General features: G+C 54.4%; 18 protein-coding genes and 1 riboswitch. Of the genes, 9 read left to right on the top strand and 9 right to left on the bottom strand.

Annotation, left to right across the window (positions count from 1 at the left end; genetic code table 11):
* Window position 1 precedes the first annotated feature (1 nt).
* Window positions 2-832 (bottom strand): glyoxylate bypass operon transcriptional repressor IclR, encoded by an 831-nt coding sequence (gene iclR / locus A6A26_RS06430; protein ID WP_063877967.1) that lies wholly within the window; start codon window positions 830-832, stop codon window positions 2-4.
* 192 nt (window positions 833-1,024) lie between these two features.
* On the opposite strand from iclR, the gene metH reads away from it, so the two are divergent.
* A complete protein-coding gene (metH, locus tag A6A26_RS06435; RefSeq protein WP_063877968.1) occupies window positions 1,025-4,708 on the top strand; it encodes a methionine synthase in 3,684 nt (1,227 codons plus the stop codon).
* 32 nt (window positions 4,709-4,740) lie between these two features.
* Here metH and A6A26_RS06440 read toward each other — a convergent pair whose 3' ends face one another.
* The 5 genes from A6A26_RS06440 to pgi form a co-directional block, all read right to left on the bottom strand.
* Entirely contained in the window at window positions 4,741-6,831 is a 2,091-nt protein-coding gene (locus A6A26_RS06440; RefSeq protein WP_063877969.1) for a YjbH domain-containing protein, read from the bottom strand.
* Window positions 6,831-7,574: a capsule biosynthesis GfcC family protein gene (locus A6A26_RS06445; protein ID WP_063877970.1), complete on the bottom strand. Its 744-nt coding sequence runs from the start codon at window positions 7,572-7,574 to the stop codon at window positions 6,831-6,833. The genes A6A26_RS06440 and A6A26_RS06445 overlap by 1 nt, the downstream gene beginning before the upstream one ends.
* Window positions 7,571-8,218: a YjbF family lipoprotein gene (locus tag A6A26_RS06450; protein ID WP_063877971.1), complete on the bottom strand. Its 648-nt coding sequence runs from the start codon at window positions 8,216-8,218 to the stop codon at window positions 7,571-7,573. Before A6A26_RS06450 ends, A6A26_RS06445 begins: the two co-directional genes overlap by 4 nt.
* Window positions 8,219-8,411: 193 nt before the next feature.
* Window positions 8,412-8,660, bottom strand: a complete 249-nt coding sequence (gene yjbE, locus A6A26_RS06455; RefSeq protein ID WP_063881076.1) for an exopolysaccharide production protein YjbE — start codon at window positions 8,658-8,660, stop codon at window positions 8,412-8,414.
* Window positions 8,661-9,224: 564 nt separating this feature from the next.
* A complete protein-coding gene (gene pgi / locus A6A26_RS06460) occupies window positions 9,225-10,871 on the bottom strand; it encodes a glucose-6-phosphate isomerase (RefSeq protein WP_063877972.1) in 1,647 nt (548 codons plus the stop codon).
* Window positions 10,872-11,270: 399 nt separating this feature from the next.
* Window positions 11,271-11,463, top strand: a riboswitch (Lysine riboswitch).
* A 114-nt stretch (window positions 11,464-11,577) separates the two neighbouring features.
* On the opposite strand from pgi, the gene lysC reads away from it, so the two are divergent.
* A complete protein-coding gene (gene lysC / locus A6A26_RS06470; protein WP_063877974.1) occupies window positions 11,578-12,930 on the top strand; it encodes a lysine-sensitive aspartokinase 3 in 1,353 nt (450 codons plus the stop codon).
* Window positions 12,931-13,047: 117 nt separating this feature from the next.
* Entirely contained in the window at window positions 13,048-13,968 is a 921-nt protein-coding gene (gene panS / locus A6A26_RS06475; protein WP_063877975.1) for a ketopantoate/pantoate/pantothenate transporter PanS, read from the top strand.
* A 49-nt stretch (window positions 13,969-14,017) separates the two neighbouring features.
* On the opposite strand, the gene A6A26_RS06480 is transcribed toward panS, so the two are convergent.
* Together A6A26_RS06480 and A6A26_RS06485 are read right to left on the bottom strand one after the other, a co-directional pair.
* Window positions 14,018-15,643 (bottom strand): Na/Pi cotransporter family protein, encoded by a 1,626-nt coding sequence (locus A6A26_RS06480; RefSeq protein WP_063877976.1) that lies wholly within the window; start codon window positions 15,641-15,643, stop codon window positions 14,018-14,020.
* Window positions 15,644-16,056: 413 nt separating this feature from the next.
* Entirely contained in the window at window positions 16,057-16,869 is an 813-nt protein-coding gene (locus A6A26_RS06485) for an alkaline phosphatase family protein (protein ID WP_063877977.1), read from the bottom strand.
* A gap of 661 nt (window positions 16,870-17,530) precedes the next feature.
* On the opposite strand from A6A26_RS06485, the gene psiE reads away from it, so the two are divergent.
* The 3 genes from psiE to ubiA all read left to right on the top strand — a co-directional run bounded on the left by psiE (window position 17,531) and on the right by ubiA (window position 19,433).
* Entirely contained in the window at window positions 17,531-17,941 is a 411-nt protein-coding gene (psiE, locus tag A6A26_RS06490; protein ID WP_063877978.1) for a phosphate-starvation-inducible protein PsiE, read from the top strand.
* Between the two features lie 83 nt (window positions 17,942-18,024).
* Window positions 18,025-18,537, top strand: coding sequence for a chorismate lyase (gene ubiC / locus A6A26_RS06495; RefSeq protein ID WP_063877979.1), 513 nt, complete (start codon window positions 18,025-18,027; stop codon window positions 18,535-18,537).
* Between the two features lie 11 nt (window positions 18,538-18,548).
* Window positions 18,549-19,433, top strand: coding sequence for a 4-hydroxybenzoate octaprenyltransferase (gene ubiA / locus A6A26_RS06500; protein WP_063877980.1), 885 nt, complete (start codon window positions 18,549-18,551; stop codon window positions 19,431-19,433).
* A 128-nt stretch (window positions 19,434-19,561) separates the two neighbouring features.
* On the opposite strand, the gene plsB is transcribed toward ubiA, so the two are convergent.
* On the bottom strand, window positions 19,562-21,988 hold the full coding sequence (gene plsB, locus A6A26_RS06505; protein WP_063877981.1) for a glycerol-3-phosphate 1-O-acyltransferase PlsB: 2,427 nt from the start codon (window positions 21,986-21,988) through the stop codon (window positions 19,562-19,564).
* Window positions 21,989-22,116: 128 nt separating this feature from the next.
* On the opposite strand from plsB, the gene A6A26_RS06510 reads away from it, so the two are divergent.
* From A6A26_RS06510 to dinF, 3 genes are all read left to right on the top strand, one after another.
* A complete protein-coding gene (locus A6A26_RS06510; RefSeq protein ID WP_063877982.1) occupies window positions 22,117-22,485 on the top strand; it encodes a diacylglycerol kinase in 369 nt (122 codons plus the stop codon).
* Window positions 22,486-22,591: 106 nt separating this feature from the next.
* Window positions 22,592-23,206 carry a transcriptional repressor LexA gene (gene lexA / locus A6A26_RS06515; RefSeq protein ID WP_063877983.1) on the top strand — a complete coding sequence of 205 codons (615 nt, stop codon included), beginning with the start codon at window positions 22,592-22,594 and terminating at the stop codon, window positions 23,204-23,206.
* A gap of 110 nt (window positions 23,207-23,316) precedes the next feature.
* Window positions 23,317-24,639, top strand: a complete 1,323-nt coding sequence (gene dinF / locus A6A26_RS06520) for an MATE family efflux transporter DinF (RefSeq protein ID WP_063877984.1) — start codon at window positions 23,317-23,319, stop codon at window positions 24,637-24,639.
* Window positions 24,640-24,795: the final 156 nt, after the last annotated feature.

Raw genomic sequence — 24,795 nt, forward strand, 5'->3', positions numbered from 1 at the left:
CTTAGCGACCACTGTAGGCCAGCGTCACCTGACGCGCTTCACGGATGACCAGCGCACCCAGTTCGGTAATGCGATCGTCAGTCATGCGGGCGATAGGGCCTGAAATCGAAAGTGCAGCGAAAGGTTCGCCATGTTCGTCATAAAGGGGAGCAGCCACACAACGCAAACCGAGGGCATGTTCTTCATCATCGAAAGAAAACCCCCGCGTGCGAATCTGGGCCAGGTTCGTTTTCAGGCTTTGTGGCGACATCAGTGTCTTTGGCGTGTAGTAATGTAAGCCTTTCTGATGCAGCAGCGCGGTGACCTGTTCGTCGCTGAGATGGGCCAGAAAAGCCTTACCGGCTCCCGATGCATGCATCGGCAGTTTACCGCCGATCGGCGCGGACATGCGCATCAGTTGCGTGCACTGCACCTGATCGATAATAACGGCCTGAAAATCGCTAAGATCCAGCACCGCCAGGTTGACTGTTTCACCGGAATGTTCCATCAGCGTGCGTAGCACCGGGTGGACCAACGCCAGCAGGTTCCGGCTCTGCAAAAAACTGCTGCCGATGACAAATGCCTGTGCGCCAATGGTCCAGTAGCCCAAATCGCCTTCCTGCCGCACGAAACCCTGCTGTTGCATCGTGGTCAGCAAGCGGTGGGTGGTGGAATTAGGCAGGCCCGCCTGTTGTGCCAGTTCGGTCAGGGCTACGCTGCCATGTGAATTGGCGATTAACGCCAACAGCGTTAATCCCCGGGTCAGTGACTGAACCTGACCGCCCACGGGCGCTGATGGGGCAGGGGTGCCACGGGGTTTTTTACCGCGCTTTGCGGGGACAGGCGTTGCCATATTGTCTCTCCTTTTCACATAGTGGAAACCATTTTCGTTTTAATCTCATCAATTGCAAACGCTGACGCGCTGGTCAGACCTGATAGCGGCTTCTGCTGAAAATCTCAACTAAGGTTACTTTGAGCCATAACGACCTTATGCAAGAATGACTGGCTGGTATTTCACCAGCGGATTGACGTGGATGAGACAACAGTGAGCAATCTAACCGACGCGCTGCATCAGCAACTTGCCCAACGCATTATGCTATTAGACGGTGGCATGGGCACCATGATCCAGAGCTATAAACTGGACGAGCACGATTTTCGTGGCAGCCGTTTTGCTGACTGGCCCTGCGATCTCAAAGGCAATAACGATCTGCTGGTGTTAACGAAGCCAGAGGTGATCCGCGAGATCCATGAAGCGTATCTGGCCGCCGGTGCTGACATTCTGGAAACCAATACCTTTAACGCCACCCCCATTGCGATGGCGGACTACCAAATGGAAGCCCTGTCGGCGGAAATCAACTTCGCGGCCGCGAAGCTGGCACGCGCCAGTGCAGATGCGTGGACGGCGAAAACGCCAGATAAACCGCGCTACGTGGCAGGTGTACTCGGCCCAACTAACCGCACCTGTTCGATCTCACCTGATGTTAACGATCCTGCTTTCCGTAATGTCACCTTTAATCAGTTGGTGGACGCCTACCGTGAATCCACTCGGGCGCTGGTGGAAGGCGGTTGTCACATCATTATGATTGAAACAGTGTTCGATACGCTCAACGCCAAAGCGGCCATCTTTGCAGTCAAAACGGAAATGGAAGCCCTGGGCGTGGCGCTGCCGTTGATGATCTCCGGAACCATCACCGATGCTTCAGGCCGCACGCTTTCCGGACAAACTACCGAAGCCTTTTATAATGCGTTGCGCCACGCTGAGCCTTTATCCTTTGGCCTGAACTGCGCGCTGGGCCCGGATGAATTACGCCAGTATGTCGCCGAACTGTCGCGCATCGCGGAAGGCTATGTCACGGCTCATCCCAATGCCGGTTTGCCCAACGCCTTTGGTGAATACGATCTCGACGCAGACGTAATGGCACAGCAGATTGGCGAATGGGCCAACGCTGGCTTTCTGAATATTATTGGCGGCTGCTGTGGCACGACGCCACAGCACATCGCCGCGATGGCGGCGGCGGTAGAAGGCGTTGCGCCGCGTAAGCGTCCCACGTTGCCGGTTGCCTGCCGACTCTCGGGTCTTGAACCACTGAATATCAGCGCCGGGTCGCTGTTTGTGAACGTGGGCGAACGTACCAACGTTACCGGCTCCGCCAGGTTTAAACGCCTGATAAAAGAAGATAAATACAACGAGGCGCTGGAAGTCGCGTTACAGCAGGTTGAGAGCGGTGCCCAGATTATTGATATCAACATGGATGAAGGAATGCTGGACGCAGAAGCGGCGATGGTGCGTTTCCTCAATCTGATTGCCGGTGAACCCGATATTGCCCGCGTGCCCATTATGATCGACTCCTCAAAATGGGCGGTCATCGAAAAGGGGCTGCAGTGCATACAGGGAAAAGGCATCGTTAACTCTGTCTCAATGAAAGAGGGCGAAGCCGCATTTATCCATCATGCCCGGCTTGTCCGCCGCTACGGGGCTGCCATGGTGGTGATGGCATTTGATGAAGTGGGACAGGCCGATACCCGTGATCGGAAGATTGAGATCTGCCGTCGCGCCTACCAGATCCTGACGCAACAGGTGGGTTTCCCGCCGGAAGACATCATTTTCGATCCCAATATTTTTGCCGTTGCGACCGGTATTGAAGAGCATAACAACTACGCGATGGATTTTATCGGGGCGTGCGAAGACATCAAGCGCGAGCTGCCTCATGCCATGATCTCGGGCGGTGTGTCTAACGTCTCGTTCTCTTTCCGGGGCAACGATCCGGTACGTGAGGCGATTCACGCGGTATTTCTCTACTACGCCATTCGTAACGGTATGGACATGGGGATCGTTAACGCCGGACAGCTAGCCATTTATGACGACCTGTCCGACGAACTGCGTGAGGCGGTTGAGGACGTGGTGCTTAACCGACGTGCCGACGGCACCGAACGGTTACTGGCGCTGGCGGAAAAATATCGCAGCAGTAAAAGTGACGGTGCGGATGAAAAACAGCAAGCCGAATGGCGCGGCTGGGACGTGGTGAAAAGGCTGGAATACTCGCTGGTAAAAGGCATCACGGAATTTATTGAGCTGGACACGGAAGAAGCCCGTCAGCTGGCCGCACGTCCGATTGACGTGATTGAAGGGCCGCTGATGTCCGGTATGAATGTGGTCGGCGATCTGTTTGGTGAAGGCAAAATGTTCCTGCCGCAGGTCGTCAAATCTGCCCGCGTGATGAAGCAGGCCGTCGCCTGGCTGGAACCCTATATTCAGGCCAGTAAAGAAGACGGGCGCAGTAACGGCAAGATTGTGCTGGCGACGGTAAAAGGTGACGTCCACGACATCGGCAAAAACATCGTTGGCGTGGTGTTACAGTGCAATAACTATGAAATTATCGATCTCGGCGTGATGGTGCCAGGCGAGAAAATCCTGAAAACCGCGCGTGAAGTGAATGCTGACATCATTGGTCTTTCTGGCTTAATTACGCCCTCGCTGGATGAAATGGTCAACATGGCGAAAGAGATGGAGCGTCAGGGCTTCACGCTGCCGTTGTTAATTGGTGGCGCAACCACCTCTAAAGCCCATACGGCGGTGAAAATCGAACAGAACTACAGTGGGCCCACCGTGTATGTGCAAAACGCTTCGCGCACGGTCGGTGTTGTGTCATCCCTGCTCTCCGACACGCTCAGGGATGACTTTGTCGCCCGTACGCGAAAAGAATATGAAACCGTGCGGATTCAGCATGCGCGTAAAAAACCCCGCACACCGCCGGTGTCACTCAGCGTGGCGCGCGATAATGCCACGAAAATTGACTGGGAGAGTTATACACCACCGGTGGCGAAGCACAGGGGCGTGAGGCGCGTGGAAGCCGACATTGATGTGCTGCGCAATTACATTGACTGGACGCCGTTCTTTATGACCTGGTCGCTGGCAGGTAAATACCCGCGCATCCTTGAAGATGAGGTAGTGGGCGATGAAGCGAAACGGCTGTTTGCCGATGCCAACGCCATGCTGGATAAGCTGAGTGCAGAAAAGGCGCTGACGCCACGCGGCGTGGTGGGCATATTCCCGGCTAACCGCGTGGGTGACGATATCCATATCTTCACCGATGAGCAGCGCGATACTGTACTGAATGTCAGCCATCATCTGCGGCAGCAAACGGAAAAAACAGATTTTGCCAATTACTGCCTGGCCGATTTCGTGGCACCGAAAACCAGCGGTAAAGCAGATTACCTGGGTGCCTTTGCGGTTACGGGCGGCCTGGAGGAGGATGTGCTGGCTGAGGCTTACGATAAGCAACACGACGACTATAACAAGATTATGGTCAAAGCCATTGCTGACCGCTTAGCCGAAGCCTTCGCAGAATATCTGCACGAACAGGTGCGTAAAACGATTTGGGGGTTTGCCCCCGACGAAAGCCTGAGCAATGAGGCACTGATCCGCGAGAATTATCAGGGGATTCGTCCGGCTCCGGGTTATCCCGCCTGCCCGGAACATACCGAGAAAGCGGCTATTTGGGCGCTGCTGGATGTGGAAACCCATACCTGCATGAAACTCACGGAGTCTTTTGCCATGTGGCCAGGCGCTTCGGTGTCAGGCTGGTATTTCAGTCACCCTGACAGCCGCTACTTCGCCGTGGCGCAAATTCAGCGCGATCAGGTTGAAGACTATGCGGCACGCAAAGGCATGTCCGTCAGCGAAGTGGAACGCTGGCTGGCGCCCAACCTGGGTTACGACGCAGACTAAAAAAGCAAGGCAGCCAAAAGGCTGCCTTTTTGTTAGTTAAACCGGGCGTCACGGTCCGAGGTCATATCGTACAGCTGGTACTTACGTCCCAGCATCTGACCACCGTCACGGGTGAGCGGCACCCAGTTAATCTGCGCACGGCCACGGGTTGGCGTAACGGTAAACAGATCCATTGGAACAGAGATGTAGAAGCCTTTGGTAAAGTCGCCTTCACCATACTGCTGCGATGACACGTTGGTTTTAGTGGCATAAACGCCCACCATCACGCCACTGTCGAAGCGTTTGGACACATCAATGGTGACGCCTTTATCCTTCGCCAGATACTGCCCGACGCTGGCTTTGACCAGGACATCCTGCATAAACCAGGGACGCCAGTAGCCCGTGAGGTTACCGGTAGGTGCCTCGTAACGGGTGAATCTCATCATGTCATCCCAGTCACGCTGACGCACATAGTTGGCGTCCACCCCAACGGCCCAGTTGCTGTCAACCGGACGATAGAGCACTTCCCCACCTACGCCGCCATACATGGTTTCCAGATAGCCGCCATAAACCTGACCATAGAAGCCATTGCCCAGATAATCCATGTAGTTGGCTTGCAGATCGTTGACGTAAACATTGTTCTCAACGTAGTCGCGAATGTGCGTACGCACGCGCGGCAGCGTTGAATCCGCAGGCGCGCCGTTGTAGTTAAACTTGTTGTAGTTATTCGCCACGTTAGCAAACAGGCTACCGCCGACCAGAAAATGATCGGTAAGCCAGTAATCGACGTTGCCCATCACGCCGACCTGGTACAGATAGAAACTTTCCGGGCCGCCCACCGACTGGTTCAGTACCGGCGACAGGCTGTAACTCAGGCGCTCTTTACGAATAAACATGCCCTGCTCAGTTGGGTCCGGATCAACAGGATTTTTGCGGACCTGTTGTAACGGCTGCTCATGCCCTAACGGATAACCCCCCAGTTCATTGCGCAGGCTGGCAACAGAGGTTTCCGTGGTGACTTGCGGCATATTGTAACGCGACTCCGTCACGTTAATGGTTTCAATACCGTCCGGCAGATTATTCATGATGATACGATTTGCGCGATCCACGCCTTCGCGTGTATCGCGGTATTTGGTTTGCTCGCCCGAGACGTATAACGTGCTGCCCTTGGTCTGAATTTTTGGCCCTGCCAGGCCAGCGTTAGACTTCAGTTCAGACAGCTGGCTACCGGTGACCGTGGTCTCCAGCAGTTTAGGCTGCGGATTCGGCTGGTAAGCAGGCTTCGGACTGTCGATATGATCCTGATGCATATCGTTGAAATTAGTTCGGATGGTAAAGCCGAACATAAAGGTGTTGCCGCGTTCATAGCTGGCATTGATATCTGCCCAGTCCGTCAGGCGATAGATCGCGCCCACGTTGACCTTGCTGCGTTGCGGCAGGCGTCCGGCAAAATCATCCTTGTAATCGTTACCTTCGTATTCCACCTTCAGGCGCAGCGGCTGCCACGGCGTCTGGTATTCGATCCCGCCGAACACGGCGGAAGGGCCATGGAACATCTGCGAGCCGTTGATCGATCCCGCCTGACCGACGCCAGGACGCTGACAGTAGCTGTCGCTGTAGGAACAGAAGGGGTTTTTGACGGTGCCGCTGTTGCCCAGATAGCCCCAGCCCATCCCCAACGTAAAGTCAAAGGGGCCCCAGGCTTTGGTGGCGACCAGATATTCACTGTCAAACAAACCGGTACCGCCCAGATCGCGGGTACCAAATGACACCTCCGGCAGCCAGTAACCTTCCTGCCACAGTCGCAGCTTCAGGTCGAAGGCCTTATCTTTATAGCTTTGATTGCCGCTGAAGCTTTCCACCGCACTGTAACGCCGGGTCCGCACGTCGGTATAACGCACGGTGGTTTCCAGCCAGGGGAACAGCTGTAACGAAGCAGAATAGTAGCGGTACTGGTCATTATCACGGAAGTTCAGGCTGAATTCGCCCTCTTTCGCCATACGCGCGGTAGGCACCTGCATCAGGCCCACACCGCCAAAATCAGACTGCGAAGGCGTTACCGGGGCCGCATACATTTCCGCATGGGCCTGGCAGGCGCTTGCCACAGAAACAGCCAACAGGCTGAGAAGATAACGTTTTTTCATCAGTCTGGTATCCGGTGAGTCAGAACAGAAACGAGGCGGCTATTCAGGTCTTCATACGCGCCAGGCAGGCTCCATGACGAAAAGCCCGTCATAATGATGCTGCCGGGTTCGGGTTCGACGTGGCGGTGATTCCAGTAAGCCACGGGCGCTTCCTGCGTCGTACCATCCGGCGCAATCACAATCGCGATGTTGCGTTCTGCACCAGACAGGAGCGGGTGATCGCTCAGGTAATCCCGCACTGATTTACCCGGTTGCCAGCTCACAGCACCGGCCCCCGCGATGGGGCCAAACAGCAGGACGCTGGTGCTGGGCTGGGTCAGATAGAGATCGTAACGGCCTTCCAGGCGGCGGTTATCCATTGGGTGCAGGCGAATCCAGTCGGGGTCCAGTGACGTGAACTGCCGCCCGGTCACCTTGATGCTGCTTAACTGACGTATCACAGCATCAATGGCGGCGGCTTGTTCTCCGCTGCTGTCAGCACGCCAGGCACGTAGCTGCGCCAGTGTCTGCTGATACTGTTGTTGTGCTATTGCCGTCGCGCCGTATTCGGCAATGACGGCGCGACGCCAGTCTGTTTGTGCCATCAGTGCGGGCTGAGTCACCAACTGGGCCAGGTTCTCTACCTGATTGACCTGGACGCTGTTCGTATCATGGGGCGCATGCACGGTGACCTGGCCTGCGGCCTGCGCACCCAGACTGGTGAGCAGGCTCACTCCTGCCAACAATAGTGTTATTTTTTTCATGATTTTGCCGGCTTCAGAATGGTGATATCAACAGGGAAAGTATCGGCAGCCAGCATCTGTCGGGATTGCACCACCTGACCACTGCTGTTGTCGATCCAGAACGTGTTTTGCCACTCGCGGTTAAGGCTGTCGATATGCAGCTGCTCATGCCAGACGCGACAGGCAATGCGGTTTCCCGCAATATTCAGCACCTCATCGTCGCCACGCTCAAAGGTTGAGCTCAGGGTACCGCTATGAACGTTGCCCTGAACGGTCCACTGAACAATCCGCGTCCAGCGCTGGCCATTGCTAATGTGCAGGCCTTTTGCCAGCGGGTCTTGCTGGAGATTGCTGACGCTTGTCAGGTTATCAGGCAAGCCCAGGGTTTTAATCAGTCTGCCGTGTGCGGTGACCAGCATGGACTGATCGCGCGTCACCCACTTTTGCTGACCGTTTTCGTTATAACCCAACACGACAAAAATGCGTGGACCGTCATTGATTCGGGCATACAGGCTGGCATAGGGCAGATTATCAATCTGCTGAGGCGTAACGGTGACGTCATCTGGCCCTTCAATGGCCATCATCACGGTTTGTTCGAGTCCTTTTTGCGTTTGTGTACAGGCCTGCAGCAGCAGGCAAACGAGCAGCAGAGGAAGTTGGCGCACAGTGTGTCCCTGATAAATGATGCCAAAGTAAAAATAACCACACGAAAGTGTGGTTATGTTTAAAGCTCCCGTACCCTTACTCTTTCAGGCCGCCGACGCAGTGGCGTCCTGATGGCGACTCATTAACTTGCGCAAATGAATCGTGATATGCGCGTTCGCAGCCTTGCTACAGCCCGAAGGAGCAGGGTACCCATCAACGTGTGGTGCCCGTTGTGGTTGTGGTTGTTGTACCAGTATTTGCCCCGTCACCACCGCCAGAAGCGGCAACACCGAGTCCTACTAACGCGCCAAGCACGCCGATACCCACAGCGGTAGTCGTACCTGCGGACATAGTGCCCGCTTGTGCGCCCGCTGCAGCACCTGCTTCTTCCGGCGCGGCAAACGCACTGGAAGAGACGGCTACGATGAGTAATGCCAGACCGGCAATCATGCGTTTTTTCATAACAACACCTACATTGAGTGAATGAAGGATTGCTATCCGACAATTCTGCACAACAGAATGAACCGTTGCCGCAAAGTCGAAGGACAGACCCATTACGGGCGCGTCCAGTATAGGGCAACAAAATACCAGAGTTCAGTAACGTAAAAACCTGTCGAAATGCAGGGCAAAAAACGGGCTAAATTAAGTAAATTTAGCGTTAACTTATTTTAAAGCCGTGAGTTTGTCTTAAAAGGCCGAATATTTGTCTGCGAACAGGGAGAAAGCAAAGCGGTTTCTACTTATTTAGTATTGTTTGGTACGGAATAAGAATAATCGGAATTTCCTCACGCATGAATAAATTAAATAGCATTATAAAACAACAGGTAAGAATGTTCTGTGTGCTGATTTAGGTCCATTTTTAATAAGATTGTCATATTCAAACACCTGTCATCTTCAGATTTGCCTCAGCCTATTTTAAGAATTATCCAATCCGTTTGCGGGCTTTTCAGATTAAAAGCGGGTTGCACTCAGCGCCATGCAATGAAAAAGGCGACTAAATAGCCGCCTTTTTGTGCTTGTGGAAATTTAACGCCAGCTCTTGTAGCGATTAATTAAGGCATTAGTGGAGCTGTCATGACTGGTAATATTACTGTCATTTTCCAGCTGTGGCAGAATACGGTTCGCCAGCTGTTTACCCAGTTCAACGCCCCACTGGTCAAAGGTAAAGATATTCAGGATGGCACCCTGGGTGAAGATTTTATGCTCATACAGGGCAATCAGGGCACCCAGGCTAAATGGGGTGATTTCGCGTAACAAAATGGAGTTAGTCGGCCGGTTACCTTCAAAAACCTTAAACGGCACGATGTGCGCCACCGATTCCGCAGATTTGCCGGCATCGGTAAATTCTTTCTGCACCACGTCACGCGATTTACCAAAAGCCAGCGCTTCGGTCTGGGCAAAGAAGTTAGAGAGCAGTTTAGGGTGATGATCGGCAAGCGCATTGTGACTCACTGCCGGTGCGATAAAGTCGCACGGCACCAGTTTGGTTCCCTGATGAATCAACTGGTAGAACGCGTGCTGGCCGTTCGTGCCCGGTTCGCCCCAGATAATCGGGCCTGTCTGGTAGGTGACAGGCTGACCTGCACGGTCAACGTATTTACCGTTCGACTCCATATTTCCCTGCTGGAAATAGGCCGCAAAGCGATGCATATATTGGTCATACGGCAGGATGGCTTCTGTTTCAGCCCCGAAGAAGTTGTTGTACCAGATTCCGATCAACGCCAGCAGTACCGGAATATTCTGTTCTGCGGGCGTCGTTGAGAAGTGCTTGTCCATGGCGTGGGCGCCACTCAGCAACTGCTCAAAATTATCGAAGCCAATGGAGAGGATAATCGACAGGCCGATTGCTGACCACAGTGAATAGCGACCGCCAACCCAGTCCCAGAATTCGAACATGTTGTCCGTATCAATACCAAATTCACCTACCGCTTTGGCGTTGGTGGAAAGCGCTGCGAAGTGCTTGGCAACGTGCTGTTGATCGCCGGCGGTTTTCAGGAACCAGTCACGTGCGCTGTGCGCGTTAGTCATGGTTTCCTGCGTGGTAAAGGTCTTAGAGGCGACCAGGAACAGCGTGGTTTCAGGGCTGAGATCTTTCAGCGTTTCCGCGATGTGCGTGCCGTCAACGTTGGACACAAAATGCATGTTCAGGTGGTTTTTATACGGACGCAGCGCTTCAGTGACCATAAACGGGCCGAGGTCGGAGCCACCGATACCGATGTTAACGACATCCGTGATGGGCTTTCCGGTATAGCCTTTCCAGTCACCGCCGATAATGCGTTCTGAAAAGCCTTTCATTTTTTCCAGCACGGCGTTGACTTCAGGCATCACATCTTTGCCATCAACAATAATCGGCGTATTACTGCGGTTGCGCAGCGCGACGTGCAACACGGCGCGATCCTCAGTGCGGTTAATCTTCTCACCGGAGAACATGGATTTAATCGCACCACTTAAATCGGTTTCTTTTGCCAGTGCCTGAAGCTTATCGAGGGTTTCCTGGGTAATGCGGTTTTTGGAAAAATCCACCAGCATCTGGTCGTCAAAGGTGGCTGAGAATTTAGCAAAACGATCGGCATCCTGGGCAAACAGGTCGGCAATTTTCGCCGTTTTCATCTGTTCATAGTGCTCTTGCAGCGCTTTCCAGGCTGCGGTTTGGGTCGGATTGATATTTTTCATGGCAACACTCTTGTTGATATTAAGAACCGTCATTCCATCGGGGTCGCATCGTACCCGGTTAGCATTTCAGTATGACCACAGTTGCAACTGAAAGGAAAATTTTGTCTGCGCCATAATGGCACGGTAATGAAAACCGTCTGTTTCACGGTGGATAATGCCGCTAAATTTCAGTCTGATCCCATGGGAGAAAGGCTGAAAAGTATGGCGCATTGGCGGCCCGCATACTTTGTGCCGCATCAGAAAGTGGTGGCCTTGCTGAAGCCATTAAGCACTGTAGTCGCTGCGATAAGGCGAAATTTGTTATCCGGTGCGCTCTGCATGAAAAATTGTCCCACGACGGTGATTGACAGCAGGGGTAGAAATCGATAAATCTATGCGCGCTACTTGCGCACCTGTGCGCAAGCCAGAAGAGGCGCGTCGCCCAGGCAGTGTGTTGGAGGAACCGTATCCGGAGATAACACATCAGGGGGAGCGACGCCGAGGTGGTCAACACACGGTGTGTTGCCTGTCGGCTACAGGGGCTGAATCCTCTGGGTTGTCACCAGAAACGTCCACAGTCGGACGTTTTGCAAGGTGGAGCGCTTCTGGGTGACTCGTCTATTCGATCTTGTCTGCCCGTTTCTGCTCTTTCCTTGTGCTTAGGCTGAATTACTGTTTCTCATCCGTCAACGGGTGAGGGCAACGTACCCTGACACGAGGTCATACAATGTCTCTGAATCTGAATGTAGCGAAATTTGGCGGTACCAGCGTTGCCGATTTCGATGCCATGAACCGTAGCGCCGATGTGGTATTGCAGGACAGCAATACCCGGCTGGTGGTGCTCTCTGCCTCTGCGGGCATCACGAATCTGCTGGTCTCCCTTGCAGAAGGTCAGGAGACATCGCAGCGTGCGGCTCAACTTGATGACATCCGCCGCATTCAATATGCCATCATCGATCGCCTGCAACATCCTGACGTTATTCGCGACGAAATCGACCGAATGATCGACAACATCGGCATGCTGTCAGACGCGGCCGCGCTGGCCACCTCTAACGCCTTAACCGACGAGCTGGTCAGCCATGGCGAACTGATGTCGACCTTACTGTTCGTCGAGATCCTGCGTGAACGCCAGGTGAATGCTGAATGGTTCGATGTTCGCAAAGTGATGCGCACGAATGACCGTTTTGGCCGTGCTGAGCCGGATGTGGCCGTTCTGGCGGAACAGGTCAGCGCGCAGTTGCAGCCGCGTATTGCGGCGTCATTGGTGGTGACCCAGGGCTTTATCGGCAGCGAAGAAAAAGGGCGCACCACTACGCTCGGTCGCGGCGGCAGTGATTACACGGCGGCCCTGCTGGGTGAAGCGTTAAAAGCGTCGCGCGTGGATATCTGGACTGACGTACCGGGCATCTATACCACTGACCCGCGCGTGGTGCCTGCGGCTAAACGTATTGATGAAATTACCTTTGAGGAAGCGGCAGAAATGGCCACCTTTGGGGCCAAAGTGCTGCATCCTGCAACTCTGCTGCCTGCCGTTCGTAGCGACATCCCGGTGTTTGTCGGCTCCAGCAAAGATCCGGCAGCGGGCGGCACGCGCGTCTGCAATGAGACAGCCAATCCCCCGCTGTTCCGTGCGCTGGCCCTGCGTCGCAAGCAAACCCTGGTGACGCTGCACAGCCTGAATATGTTACACACGCCAGGCTTCCTGTCTGAAGTGTTCAATATTCTGGTGCGTCACAACGTGTCAGTGGATCTCATCACCACGTCTGAAGTTAGCGTTGCGTTAACGCTGGATACCACCGGTTCAACCTCAACGGGCGACAATCTGCTGAGCCAGGCGCTGCTGACGGAACTGTCGTCACTGTGTCGCGTCGAGGTGGAAGAAAACCTGGCGCTGGTGGCGATTATCGGCAACGAGCTGTCAAAAGCCTGCGGGGTTGGGAAAGAGGTCTTCGGCGTGCTCGAACCTTTCAACCTGCGGATGATCTGTTACGGTGCCAGCAGCTATAACCTCTGCTTCCTGGTGCCGGGCAATGATGCTGAAAGCGTGGTGCGTACGTTGCATCACAATCTGTTTGAATAAGCGCATCGCCAGGATAAGTTTGAAGCCGGACATTGTCCGGCTTTTTAATGACCAGCTGCTGAACGGCAACGCGTTCTTTCACAGTAATCCCTCACTTGCTTATAAGGATGTCTGTTCATGCTCGCCACCTTAACTCGCTTGTTTCCTCTGTGGGCCGTCCTGTTATCTGCGGCTGCCTACTACTCACCTACGACCTTTCTTGGCATCGGTCCGTGGGTGGTGTATCTGCTGATGCTGATTATGTTTGGCATGGGCGTGACGCTGAATATTGACGATTTTAAACGCGTACTGACGCGCCCGGCGCCGGTAATCGCCGGGACCTTTTTACACTATCTGGTGATGCCACTGGCGGCCTGGGCACTGGCTAAGCTGTTTCATATGCCGCCCGATCTCTCTGCAGGCATGATTCTGGTTGGCAGCGTTGCCAGCGGCACCGCCTCTAACGTGATGATTTATCTGGCTAAGGGCGATGTGGCGCTTTCCGTCACGATCTCTTCCGTGTCGGCGCTGGTAGGCGTGTTTGCCACGCCGTTACTGACGCGCCTTTATGTGGATACGCACATTCAGGTTGATGTCGCGGGGATGTTAATGAGCATCGTGAAGATCGTCGTGATCCCTATCGGGTTAGGCTTGATCATCCATCACACCATGAACAGCGTGGTACGCCGGATCGAGCCTTATCTTCCGGCCTTTTCCATGATCTGTATTCTGTTGATCATCAGCGCCGTGGTGGCGGGCAGCCAGAGCTTTATTGGATCAGTGGGGGTGATGGTGATTGCCGCGGTCATCTTGCACAATGCCATTGGTCTGCTGGGAGGTTACTGGGGCGGGAAACTGTTTGGCTTCGATGAGTCCACCTGCCGCACGCTGGCGCTGGAAGTCGGCATGCAAAACTCCGGACTGGCTGCAACGCTGGGCAAACTCTACTTTTCTCCACTGGCAGCGCTGCCGGGTGCCTTGTTCTCCGTCTGGCATAACCTGTCCGGTTCGCTGCTTGCGGGTTACTGGTCGGGCAAACCGGTCGAGAAAAAAAAGTAACGCTGTGCGGGCGAAGCTGACCTCGCGGGGGCCAAGCGGCCCCCGCATGTTAATCGTCGTCCCGCTCATCATCAGGCTGCTCCAGCACCGTGTAGGCCACCGCGCTAAACAGCGAGTTCAGCCGCTTCATATCACCCAGCAACCCCAGATGCAGCGAACTGGTTTCAATGCTCTGCACGTTCTGCTGATGCAGGCGGTTAACATGGGAGTGGGAATTGCGGCGTATTTTCAGGCGGAAACGGTGCTTGGCGCGGCGCAGCCGCTTCGCGCTGGTGACGTCGTGGGAGAGAAAAACCGACAGGCTCAGCCGCAGGCTATCAATCAGCTGTTCATGTAATGCTTCCAGCTCTTTCAGCCCCTCTGGCGAAAAGGTGCGTCGCGCGGCAAGGGATTTGTCGGCCACATCGCCGCTCATGCGCTCGATGATATCGCCTGCCTGTTCCAGGTTCAGCGACATTTCAATGATTTCCCCCCAGCGGCGGGAATCCTGCTCGGATAAATCCTCTTTGGGCATGCGCGCCAGATAAAGCTTGATGGCGGTATACAGCACATCCACGTCATCATCCAGCCGCCGTACCCTGCGTTCCGCCCGGGCTTCTCCACGCACCACTTGCAGAAACGTATCCAGCATCTGCTCCAGCACATCCCCCATGCGCAACACCTCACGTGCAGCATTGACCAGCGCCAGTGCTGGCGTATCCAGCGCGCTGCTGTCGAGATGCCTGGGCTTCAGCGTCGTCTCGCTTTCGGCATCGTCAGCGATCAGTCGGCAACACAGGCGCGCCATGGCGTCGGCAAACGGCACCATCACCACACAGCGAATCAGGTTGTAGAAGACATGAAAGAAGATCACCAGCTCTTCGTCATTTACCGGTAGCTTATCCAGCCACACTGCCAGCGGATCGACAAAGGGCAGAATAATCACGCAGCCAATCAACTTGAACAGCAGGCTGCCCATCGCCACGCGTTTACCGGCTGCGTTGGAACCACTGCCATTGATGACGGCCAGTAGACCGCTGCCAAGGTTAGCGCCAATCACCAGACACAGCGCTACCTTAAAGGCGATTACGCCGGTTGCGGTGAGCGTGGCCGTAATCAGCACCGCCGCCAGGCTTGAGTAGCTGATAATGGCAAAGACGGCCCCGAGCAGGGCGTCCAGCATCACGTCACCGGTTAAGCTGGAGAACAGTACCTGTACGCCGGATGCCTGAGTGATAGGTTTGGCGGCTTCGACAATCAGTTGCAGTGCCAGCAGGATGAGTCCCAGACCAATGCTGGTGCGGCCGAGCTGTCCGGCCCGGGTTTGCTTGCGGCTGATGAAAAAGACCACGCCGAAAAAGATAAATAGCGGTGAAAGCCAGGAGAGATCAAACGTCAGGATGCGCGCCATAATGGCCGTGCCGACATCTGCCCCCAATATCACCACCAGCGCAGGCGTCAGGCTCACCAGGTTTTGAGCAACAAACGACGTCACCAGCAGCGTGGTGGCATTGCTGCTTTGCACCAGCATGGTGACGCCAACGCCGGCAAGAAACGCCATGGGTTTCTTTTCCACGCTGCGGCTGAGTACCCGGCGCAAATCGGCACCATACACGCGCATAATCCCGGAGCGGGTAATATGTGTGCCCCATACCAGAAGCGCAACGGCAGAGAGTAAGTTAAGCAGGGTTAACACGTATAGTCGCTCCTCAACCATCAGGCTTCAGGCGGTGCAGATTGCCAGCCTGATGGAAAGCGCAATCTGAGAACGTGGCTACCGGACGCTGCGCAATTTTTTTCAGTGTTTTAAGCAACCTGCGCAATGTCGACATCTTTAAATGTAGACTACTCTACTGATCTGCATGGACAAATCCAACCCGGCGCACGTCGCTCACCTTCCTGATTGTGCACGCCTGAAACAGGACTGAACGAATATCTACGGCGGAAAGACTGGCTACAGACAAGACGAGGCCGCCCGTTTTGACAGTGCTGAAGGGGAAGACGGCCGCCGTCAGTCCAGGGTGAGGTGCCGCTGCGGTTCATGATGACCCCGCGCGGCGGGAATGTGGAAATCTGTACGTTCTCTGCCTGGTTTTCAGCGCGTTAACGTCAGGACGCTGAACCCGCCAGCAAGGCGCGATGGACCGACTTATCATGTGTGACGCCGAGCAGCGAACACAGGGTGCCGCAGAGTTCGGTTTGTTGCGGGGCCAGCCCGGCCTTTCGCGAGAAGCCTTCACCAAATACAAACAGGGGAACGGTCGTTTCTTCTGGCAACATGCCACCATGCGAACGGTCATCGTTCATGCCGTGGTCGGCGGTAACCATGACCTGATAGCCTTCTGCCAGCCAGCCTGGCATCCACTGTGACAGATAACCATCTGCCATGCGCGCCCTGTTGCGGTACGCGGCAGAAGACAGGCCATGCTGATGACCGGCATGATCGATATTCATCGGATGAATCAGCAGGAAGTCCGGGTTGTAACGTAACCGCAGGCTTTCGGCATCTTCAAACAGGTGGGAATCGGGATAGCCGTCGTCGGAGTAAAAGTGCCCAAACTGAACAGGCAGCGTCGGGGCGTCCGTGTGACGATCGCGGGCCGGTTCGAAGGGCGTGCGGTTATACAGTTCGCTTATCCAGTGGTAAGCGGCGGCGGCGGTGGTCAGCCCGGCGTCACGCGCATAGTGAAACACACTGCGTTCGTGGCTCATGCGGTTGACATCGTTATGAATAATCCCGCTTTCCACCGGTGTGACGCCGGTCAGAATGCACTCATACAGCGGACGTGACAACGAAGGCAGCGCACAGGTCAGGCTGTAGTAATGGCCTTTGCCATGGGCACATTCTGCATGCAGGTAGCCCATAGCGTGTTGTGCCACGTGATGACTCAGGCCGTCCAGAATCACCAGAATCGTTTTCATGCTGTTCTCCTTACTGTGGCTTAGGTTGTGCGCGTCGGTACTCTTAACAGGGCACTATTGGGTTGTCTGATGCAGCGTTATTGTTTCGCTCATCGGGAATATCCAGGTTTATCAATAGCTTTTTTGATTGTAAGTACACACAAACTTTTCTGCGAAAACGGAGTGGGTTAAATGCCTTTTCCCGGCCGCATCGCGTCTTATGCGCTGGCACTTCGCCTGATTAGCCGCCAGTCGATACAGGCAATACCGCTACATAAAGTTGTGAATGCGTAGAGCTGAGCGTTGTCGGGCTAAAACCGGGTCTGGATCATTCGGTCGCCAAAACCGAGTCAATGTAGCCCTCACATGTGAAAAAGGGATGACAGGCTTTACCAACAGGTGGAATCAACCAGGCAGTTATAAGGGGATAACCGGCGTCAGGCGTAGCAACAGCAGCAGTTGACGCGCGATGTGCGTGAAAACATCCATCCTCACCCGCGCTGTTCTTGCTTTATGATTCTGATCTTTCAGGGGTTATGGCGTTCATTGATAAGCCTTGCTCATGTCACATCGGGAGGCGGAATGGCAGCGGGTGCGGTAAGCCTGACGGTTATATTGTGATTTAGGTCACACTCACGCATGATAGCGCCAATAAAACCCCATTTAATTTTTGAGGCGTGACATGAGTGACAAAAACCCGGTAGCACAGAAGATTGCGCGCCTGATGCAGTGGGTACTGAACGCGGGACTGCTGATCCTGGCGGTGATTTTGATGGTGTTTTTGGGCAAAGAGACAGTTCACTTAGCCAATGTCCTGTTTAGCACCGGTGAGCAGGCGTCGTCCTACTTGCTGATTGACGGCATTGTGATTTATTTTCTCTACTTCGAATTTATTGCACTCATCGTGAAGTACTTCCAGTCGGGCTACCATTTCCCTTTACGCTACTTTGTGTACATCGGGATTACCGCCATCATCAGGCTGATCATCGTCGACCATAAAAATCCCATTGATACGTTATGTTATTCCGCGGCTATCCTGGTGCTGGTTATCACCCTGTGGCTGGCAAACAGTAACCGGCTTAAACGCGAGTAACGAAGCCGTCAGCATTCAGGACGGTGTTCCTTGTATCGCTCTGCGCTAAACTACCTCTCTGAAAATTTTTGGGGGAAAGTGCCATGACGCAAGACCCGCTCCGTTTATTACGTTCACTCACCTGGCTGGCGCTGGACGATGCCGCATTTACGCAACCGCTTCGTGACTGGCTGATGGAGGAGGACTCCATGACGCGACGTTTCGAACAGCATTGCCAGAAGGTCAGGGTGGAACCTGTACGGGAAGGCTTTATCGATGCTGACGAATTAGGCGACGAAGGCGCGTTATTACCTGCAGACCAGCGTTTCTGGCTGCGTGAAGTGATTCTCTACGGAGATGAGCAGCCGTGGCTGGCGGGACGCACGCTGGTGCCTGAAAGTACCCTCAACGGCCCGGAAACCATGTTACAACAACTCGGTACGCGACCTCTGGGACGTTACCTGTTCTCCTCTTCAACGCTTACCCGCGACTTTATTGAGCCTGGCAGCGTTGAAACGCTCTGGGGACGCCGGTCCCGGCTGCGGCTGTCGGGTAAGCCGCTACTGTTAACGGAACTGTTTTTACCGGCATCGCCGGTCTATCGTGATCAAGGTTAAGGGTTTGACCTGTGCAAAACACACAAAAAATGACGAAATGGCAGGCTTACAGCCGCCTGATGCGAATCGATAAACCGATCGGTGCTTTACTGCTGTTATGGCCAACGCTGTGGGCACTCTGGCTGGCAAAGATGACCGTCCCACCGCTGCCGACACTGGCGGTGTTTGTCGCCGGTGTCTTTGTGATGCGCGCTGCGGGCTGTGTGATCAATGATTATGCTGACCGTAAGGTAGACGGGCACGTTGAGCGCACCAGGCACCGGCCGCTGGCAAGCGGTGCCGTGACGGCGAAAGAAGCCAAAATGCTGTTTGTGGTGTTGGGGCTGATTGCGTTTGCCCTGGTACTGAGCATGAACCTGATGACCATTATGCTCTCGGTCGTGGGCCTGGCGCTGGCCTGGGTCTATCCGTTTATGAAGCGATATACACATCTGCCTCAGGTGGTGTTAGGCGCGGCCTTTGGCTGGGCGATCCCCATGGCATGGTCGGCAGTTAGTGAGTCCTTACCTCTGGTCTGTTGGCTGGTATTCCTGGCAAACATTTGCTGGACGGTGGCCTACGATACGCAATATGCCATGGTTGATCGCGAGGATGACCTGAAGATAGGCGTTAAGTCCACGGCGATACTGTTTGGTCGCTATGACAAATTGATTATTGGTCTGCTGCAGCTGTCTACGTTGGTGTTGATGGCGCTGGTGGGGACGATGCTGGATCTGAACGGCGCGTTTTACTGGACGCTATTACTGGCTGGTGGGTTATTTGTTTATCAGCAAAAGCTGATTGCGCAGCGCGATCGTCAGGCCTGTTTCCGCGCCTTCCTGAATAACAACTATGTGGGACTGGTTCTGTTTCTGGGCGTGCTGATGAATACGCCGCCGTTCTTACAACTGCTGTAACAGGCGCGGCGAGCCACGCCTGCCAGTCTGCAGACGGAAGGATGCGTTAATGCAGGTTTGAGGATGATGTTAAAACGCGAATAAAAAAGGCGACCTGCAAGGTCGCCTTTTTCGTCTTCACTGATCCGCTAATCGTGCGCTACGGCGCTTTCGATGGTCATGCGTACATCGCTGGTGACCAGGTCAGCCAGGATGTGCCAGGTCGCCAGCGTCTGCGCCACGTCGGCATCACCGCTGTCGCTGATATAACCTTCATCACGCAGCGTGAGCACCAGTGAGGAGAATACCGCTTTATCAAAGAACTCCGGCGCATTGATCCCGTGCAACACGCTCAGGCGCTGCGCCAGGGTACGGCTCTCTTTTTCCAGCGTGCCCCGGTTAATGGTGGGCTTGGCGCTAAGAATCGAGAAGGTGATGGCGTAACGCTGCAGCGTCTCACGCACACCGGCGGCCAGCAGTTGAAGCGTACGGTAACGCGCGGTGTTAAACGACAGCAGACCTGCCTCAACGGTAATCAGCCCCTGACGCGTCAGTTCCTGACATAAGTTAGTCAGTAACTGCGGCAGTTGATCATGGCTCCAGCGCAGGAACAGCTCGCTCTTCAGCATGGGATAGATCAGGCTGACCTGACGCAGCAGTTCGGCTTCGCTCAGGTTGCGATGCTGCTGCACAATCGCCGCAATCAGCGACGGCATGACCAGCATATGATGAATGTTATTACGGTAGTAGGTCATCAGTACCGCCTGCTCGCGCGGCAGAATAATGATGTCACCAATACTGTCTTTTTCACTCTCGAATTTGTTCATGCTGAGCGCATGATCCAGCAGGGCTTCGGCAGACATGTCGGGCAAGGTGGCATCCGGCGAGTAGGGCACGTTGCGCAGTAACTGGGTATAGCACTCCAGTTGCTCAACCAACTGCTCGCGGGTCAAAGAGCGCTGACGCGAAGCAAGCAGAGCGGTAACGCACAGGTTCATGGCATTCGCCGCGCCGGCTTCGTTAATACGCACCATGATGGTGGCCGCGATATCGTTTGCCGCCGGGGTCAACCAGCCGGGACGCTGTGCTTCAATGGGATCGATAGCATCGCGCCATTCAGGAACGTGCTTATTCAAATAATTTATCAGCGGTAGCGGCTCGCCAAAGTTCACGTAACCCTGACCTAGATTGCGCAGCTTACGTAAGCCGCGCACCATCTGCATGAAGCCTTCTTTCTCTTTCGTGGCACCGCGAAGCTCTTTCGCATAGGTGCCCACTTCCATGACATGTTCGTAACCGATGTATATAGGCACTAACGTGATAGGGCGCGTGCCGCCGCGTAGCATGGCCTGCAGCGTCATGGACAGCGTGCCGGTTTTCGGATCTAACAGCCGGCCGGTACGTGAACGGCCCCCTTCCACGAAGTACTCCACGGAATAGCCACGGGTAAAGAGTTCACCCAGGTATTCACGGAAGACGGTGGCATAGAGCTTGTTGCCTTTAAAGGTCCGGCGAATAAAGAAAGCACCCAGACGGCGGAAAATCGGCCCGGCAGGCCAGAAGTTCAGGTTAATACCGGCGGCGATGTGCGGCGGAACCAGCCCCTGGTGATACAGCACGTAAGACAGCAACAGGTAATCCATATGGCTGCGGTGGCAGGGCACATAAACAATTTCATGACCGTCCTGAGCCAGCTGACGAACGCGCTCACCGCCGTTGACGTTGATGCCCTGATAAAGTCGACTCCAGAGCCAACCCATCACGCGATCCGTGACGCGAATCGCTTCGTAGGAGAAGTTGGCGGCAATCTCCTCCATCATTTCAACGGCGTTTTGCTGTGCCTTTTCATGCGAAACCTTCTTGCTGCGGGCTTCGTCTTCTACCGCTTTTTCTATCGCTTTCGATTGCAGCAGGCGATTGAACAAATCCTGACGCGCAGGCAGGCGCGGACCGACCGCCGCCAGACGCTGACGGGCAAAGTGGATACGAGCGACCCGGGCCAGTTTTTGCGCAATTGATTTATCCGTACCGTGTTCAGTCGCCATACGACGCAGGGAAACGGTTGGCGAGAAGCGCACAAAACTGTCGCGACCATGCCAGAGCACAGCAAAGAATTTTTGTACCCCATTTAACAAACGTAAATGAGGCGGATTATCTTCTCCCTGCACTTCCCGGCCGGGTGCGCGGCCGAACATGACGGAAACCGGTAACATCTGGATATCAAGCTCAGGGTTACTGCGGTGCAGATCGAGATACTCGTGGAAGATTTTTACCGACTCGACGCTGGGCACGAAATAGGGAAACACGCGTGGGCCATCGTGGATAAAAACATGACGCGGCAGCAAGGCCCCGTCAATCTCCAGCGGCGAAAGCGGATCGGGCAGCTCGTGCCTGATGCACTGCGCGCGCAAAGTCAGGAGATCGGCCTTTGAATCATAAGGCAGGACATACATAATAGGCCGGGTTGGGTCCAGCCCATGTTCGGATACGGGATCGGCCGGAATGGCCTTACTCTTTACCAGAAACGACAGGGGTAAATTCAGTAATTTATAAAAAAGTATACGCCAACCTGACATAGACAACATGAAGCCTCTTGTTAGCAAAGCGGCGCAAGCTTATCAGAAAGCGCAGCAAAAATCTGTGACAGCGACAATTGTGCGCTGCCCAATATTGACGTCAATCCTTTGAAAAGAGTTCCTTTATTATGACAAATAATGTCACCGGCCTTAACCGAATTGTGAAAGCTGCGGGCTATTCATGGCAAGGTCTTCGTGCTGCCTGGCAGCATGAAGCTGCTTTCCGTCAGGAAGCGGTTACCGCACTGGTAGCGATTATCCTGGCCTGCTGGCTGGATGTCGATAGCGTTTCGCGCATCCTGATGATTGGCTCTGTCGTACTGGTGATTATTGTTGAAGTCCTGAACAGTGCCATAGAAGCGGTGGTAGACCGCACCGGTCAGGAGCGGCATCCTCTTGCTGGGCGTGCAAAAGACATGGGCTCCGCCGCCGTTTTCATCGCAATATTACTGGCCCTTTTTGTCTGGGGAACGCTGCTTTGGTCGCATTTGCGATAAGCGTTCCATCTCGCGTCAAATAACTGATTTTGGCCTGAGTTTTGGTTTCCATTTCACCAATACCTGTATATACTCACAGCGACTGTATAAACAACCAGGGGGCGGGATGAAAGCATTAACCAGCAGGCAGCAACAGGTCTACGACTTGATTCGCGACCACATTAATCAAACAGGCATGCCGCCAACGCGTGCAGAAATCGCCGCGCAGCTTGGTTTTCGTTCGCCAAATGCAGCCGAAGAACACCTGAAAGCACTGGCGCGTAAAGGCGTGATTGAAATCGTCTCTGGTGCGTCCCGCGGTATCCGTTTGTTAATGGAAGAAGAGCCATCAGACGGCCTGCCGTTGATTGGTCGCGTCGCCGCCGGTGAGCCATTACTGGCCCAGGAACACATTGAAACGCATTACAAAGTAGATCCTGACATGTTCAAGCCTGCAGCGGATTTCCTGTTGCGCGTGAGCGGAATGTCGATGAAAGATATCGGCATTATGGATGGTGATTTGCTGGCGGTTCACAAAACGCAGGAAGTGCGTAATGGTCAGGTTGTGGTTGCGCGTATTGATGATGAAGTCACGGTAAAACGCTGGAAGAAACAGGGTTCTGTGGTGCATCTTTTACCTGAAAACAACGATTTCGAGCCTATCATTGTTGACACGCGTGCTCAGTCGCTCACCGTTGAAGGTCTGGCTGTCGGCATTGTCCGTAACGGTGAGTGGTTGTAAAACCCGTTAAGGTTATTGGCATGCGTCAATCTTAACGTTCTCCAGTCTGCCCTTACTTTGCCGCTGTGGGTTTATCTCTGGCCCCGGCGGTTTATCGCACGGATTCAAGAATGCGCTTTCTGACAGCTACCGATAAAAACCTGTGGCGGTTAGCGCTGCCCATGATCCTGTCAAATATTACGGTTCCTCTGCTCGGTCTGGTCGACACGGCCGTGATCGGCCATCTTGACAGCCCGGTTTATCTGGGTGGTGTGGCTGTCGGTACGACCATCACCAGCTTCATCTTCATGTTGCTGCTCTTTCTGCGTATGAGTACCACGGGCTTAACGGCTCAGGCATTGGGTGCGGGTGATAAGACCGCTCTGGCGCGAGCGCTGACTCAGCCACTGCTCATCGCGCTGGTCGCGGGCCTCTTATTTATCTTCCTTCGCTATCCCGTTACGACGTTAGCCACCCGCTTTATTGGTGGGGACCCCGCGGTATTGGAACAGGCAGCCCTGTTTATCCATATTCGCTGGCTCAGTGCGCCCGCAACGCTGGCTAATTTAGTCATCCTGGGCTGGCTGCTGGGCGTTCAGTATGCCAGGGCACCGGTCATCTTGTTGGTGGTAGGTAACGTCATTAATATCCTGTTGGATCTCTGGCTCGTGCTGGGTTTGCACTGGGGCGTGGCGGGTGCCGCTAGCGCCACTGCGCTGGCAGAATACGCAACGTTACTGGTCGGTGCGGTGATGGTGTGGCGCGTACTAACGCTGCGGGGTATCACCTTGGAGATGCTCACTCACAGCTGGCGCGGCGACATCCACCGCCTTCTTCGCCTTAATCGCGATATTTTACTGCGCACCTTGCTGTTGCAGCTCTGCTTTGCCTCTCTTACCGTGCTCGGCGCCCGCATTGGCCCTGACGTCGTCGCGGTCAATGCCATCCTGTTAATGTTCATTACGTTCACCGCCTACGCGCTGGATGGGTTTGCCTACGCCGTAGAAGCCTTTGCCGGTGAAGCGCACGGGGCAAAAAACGGCACCCGGCTGCAGCAGGTATGGCTATCTGCCTGTCGTCAGGCGCTGGTGGTGGCGCTGTTTTTCTCACTCGTCTATGCCCTGTTTGGCTATCAGATAGTGGCATTCCTCACCTCTATCCATGCGCTGCAACAGGCCGCTGACCGCTTTTTGATCTGGCAGATTGTCATGCCGCTAATCGGCGTCTGGTGCTATCTGTTGGATGGCATGTTTATTGGTGCGACAAAGGGAAGAGAAATGCGTAACAGCATGGCGGTGGCTGCCTTGGGCTATTTCCTGACGCTCGCTACGGTGCCCCTGCTCGGCAACCATGGTTTGTGGCTGGCGATAGCGGTCTTCCTTGCCCTGCGTGGCTTATCCTTGTGGCTGGTCTGGCGTAAACACTGGCGCAATGGCACCTGGTTCACTGCCTGATCGCTGAACCGGAATTATGACGCAGGATACATATTATTTTCATTTTTTCCGGCAAACCTGAAATTACCTACTACAATTAACTTTGAATGGTGCTGTTAAGTAGCGCTTTATATCGTGATTTTGTTTAACTGCAAAATAAAACGAAACCGAAGGATG

The sequence above is a fragment of the Pantoea sp. OXWO6B1 genome (genome assembly GCF_001641135.1).
GTDB lineage: Bacteria > Pseudomonadota > Gammaproteobacteria > Enterobacterales > Enterobacteriaceae > Pantoea > Pantoea allii.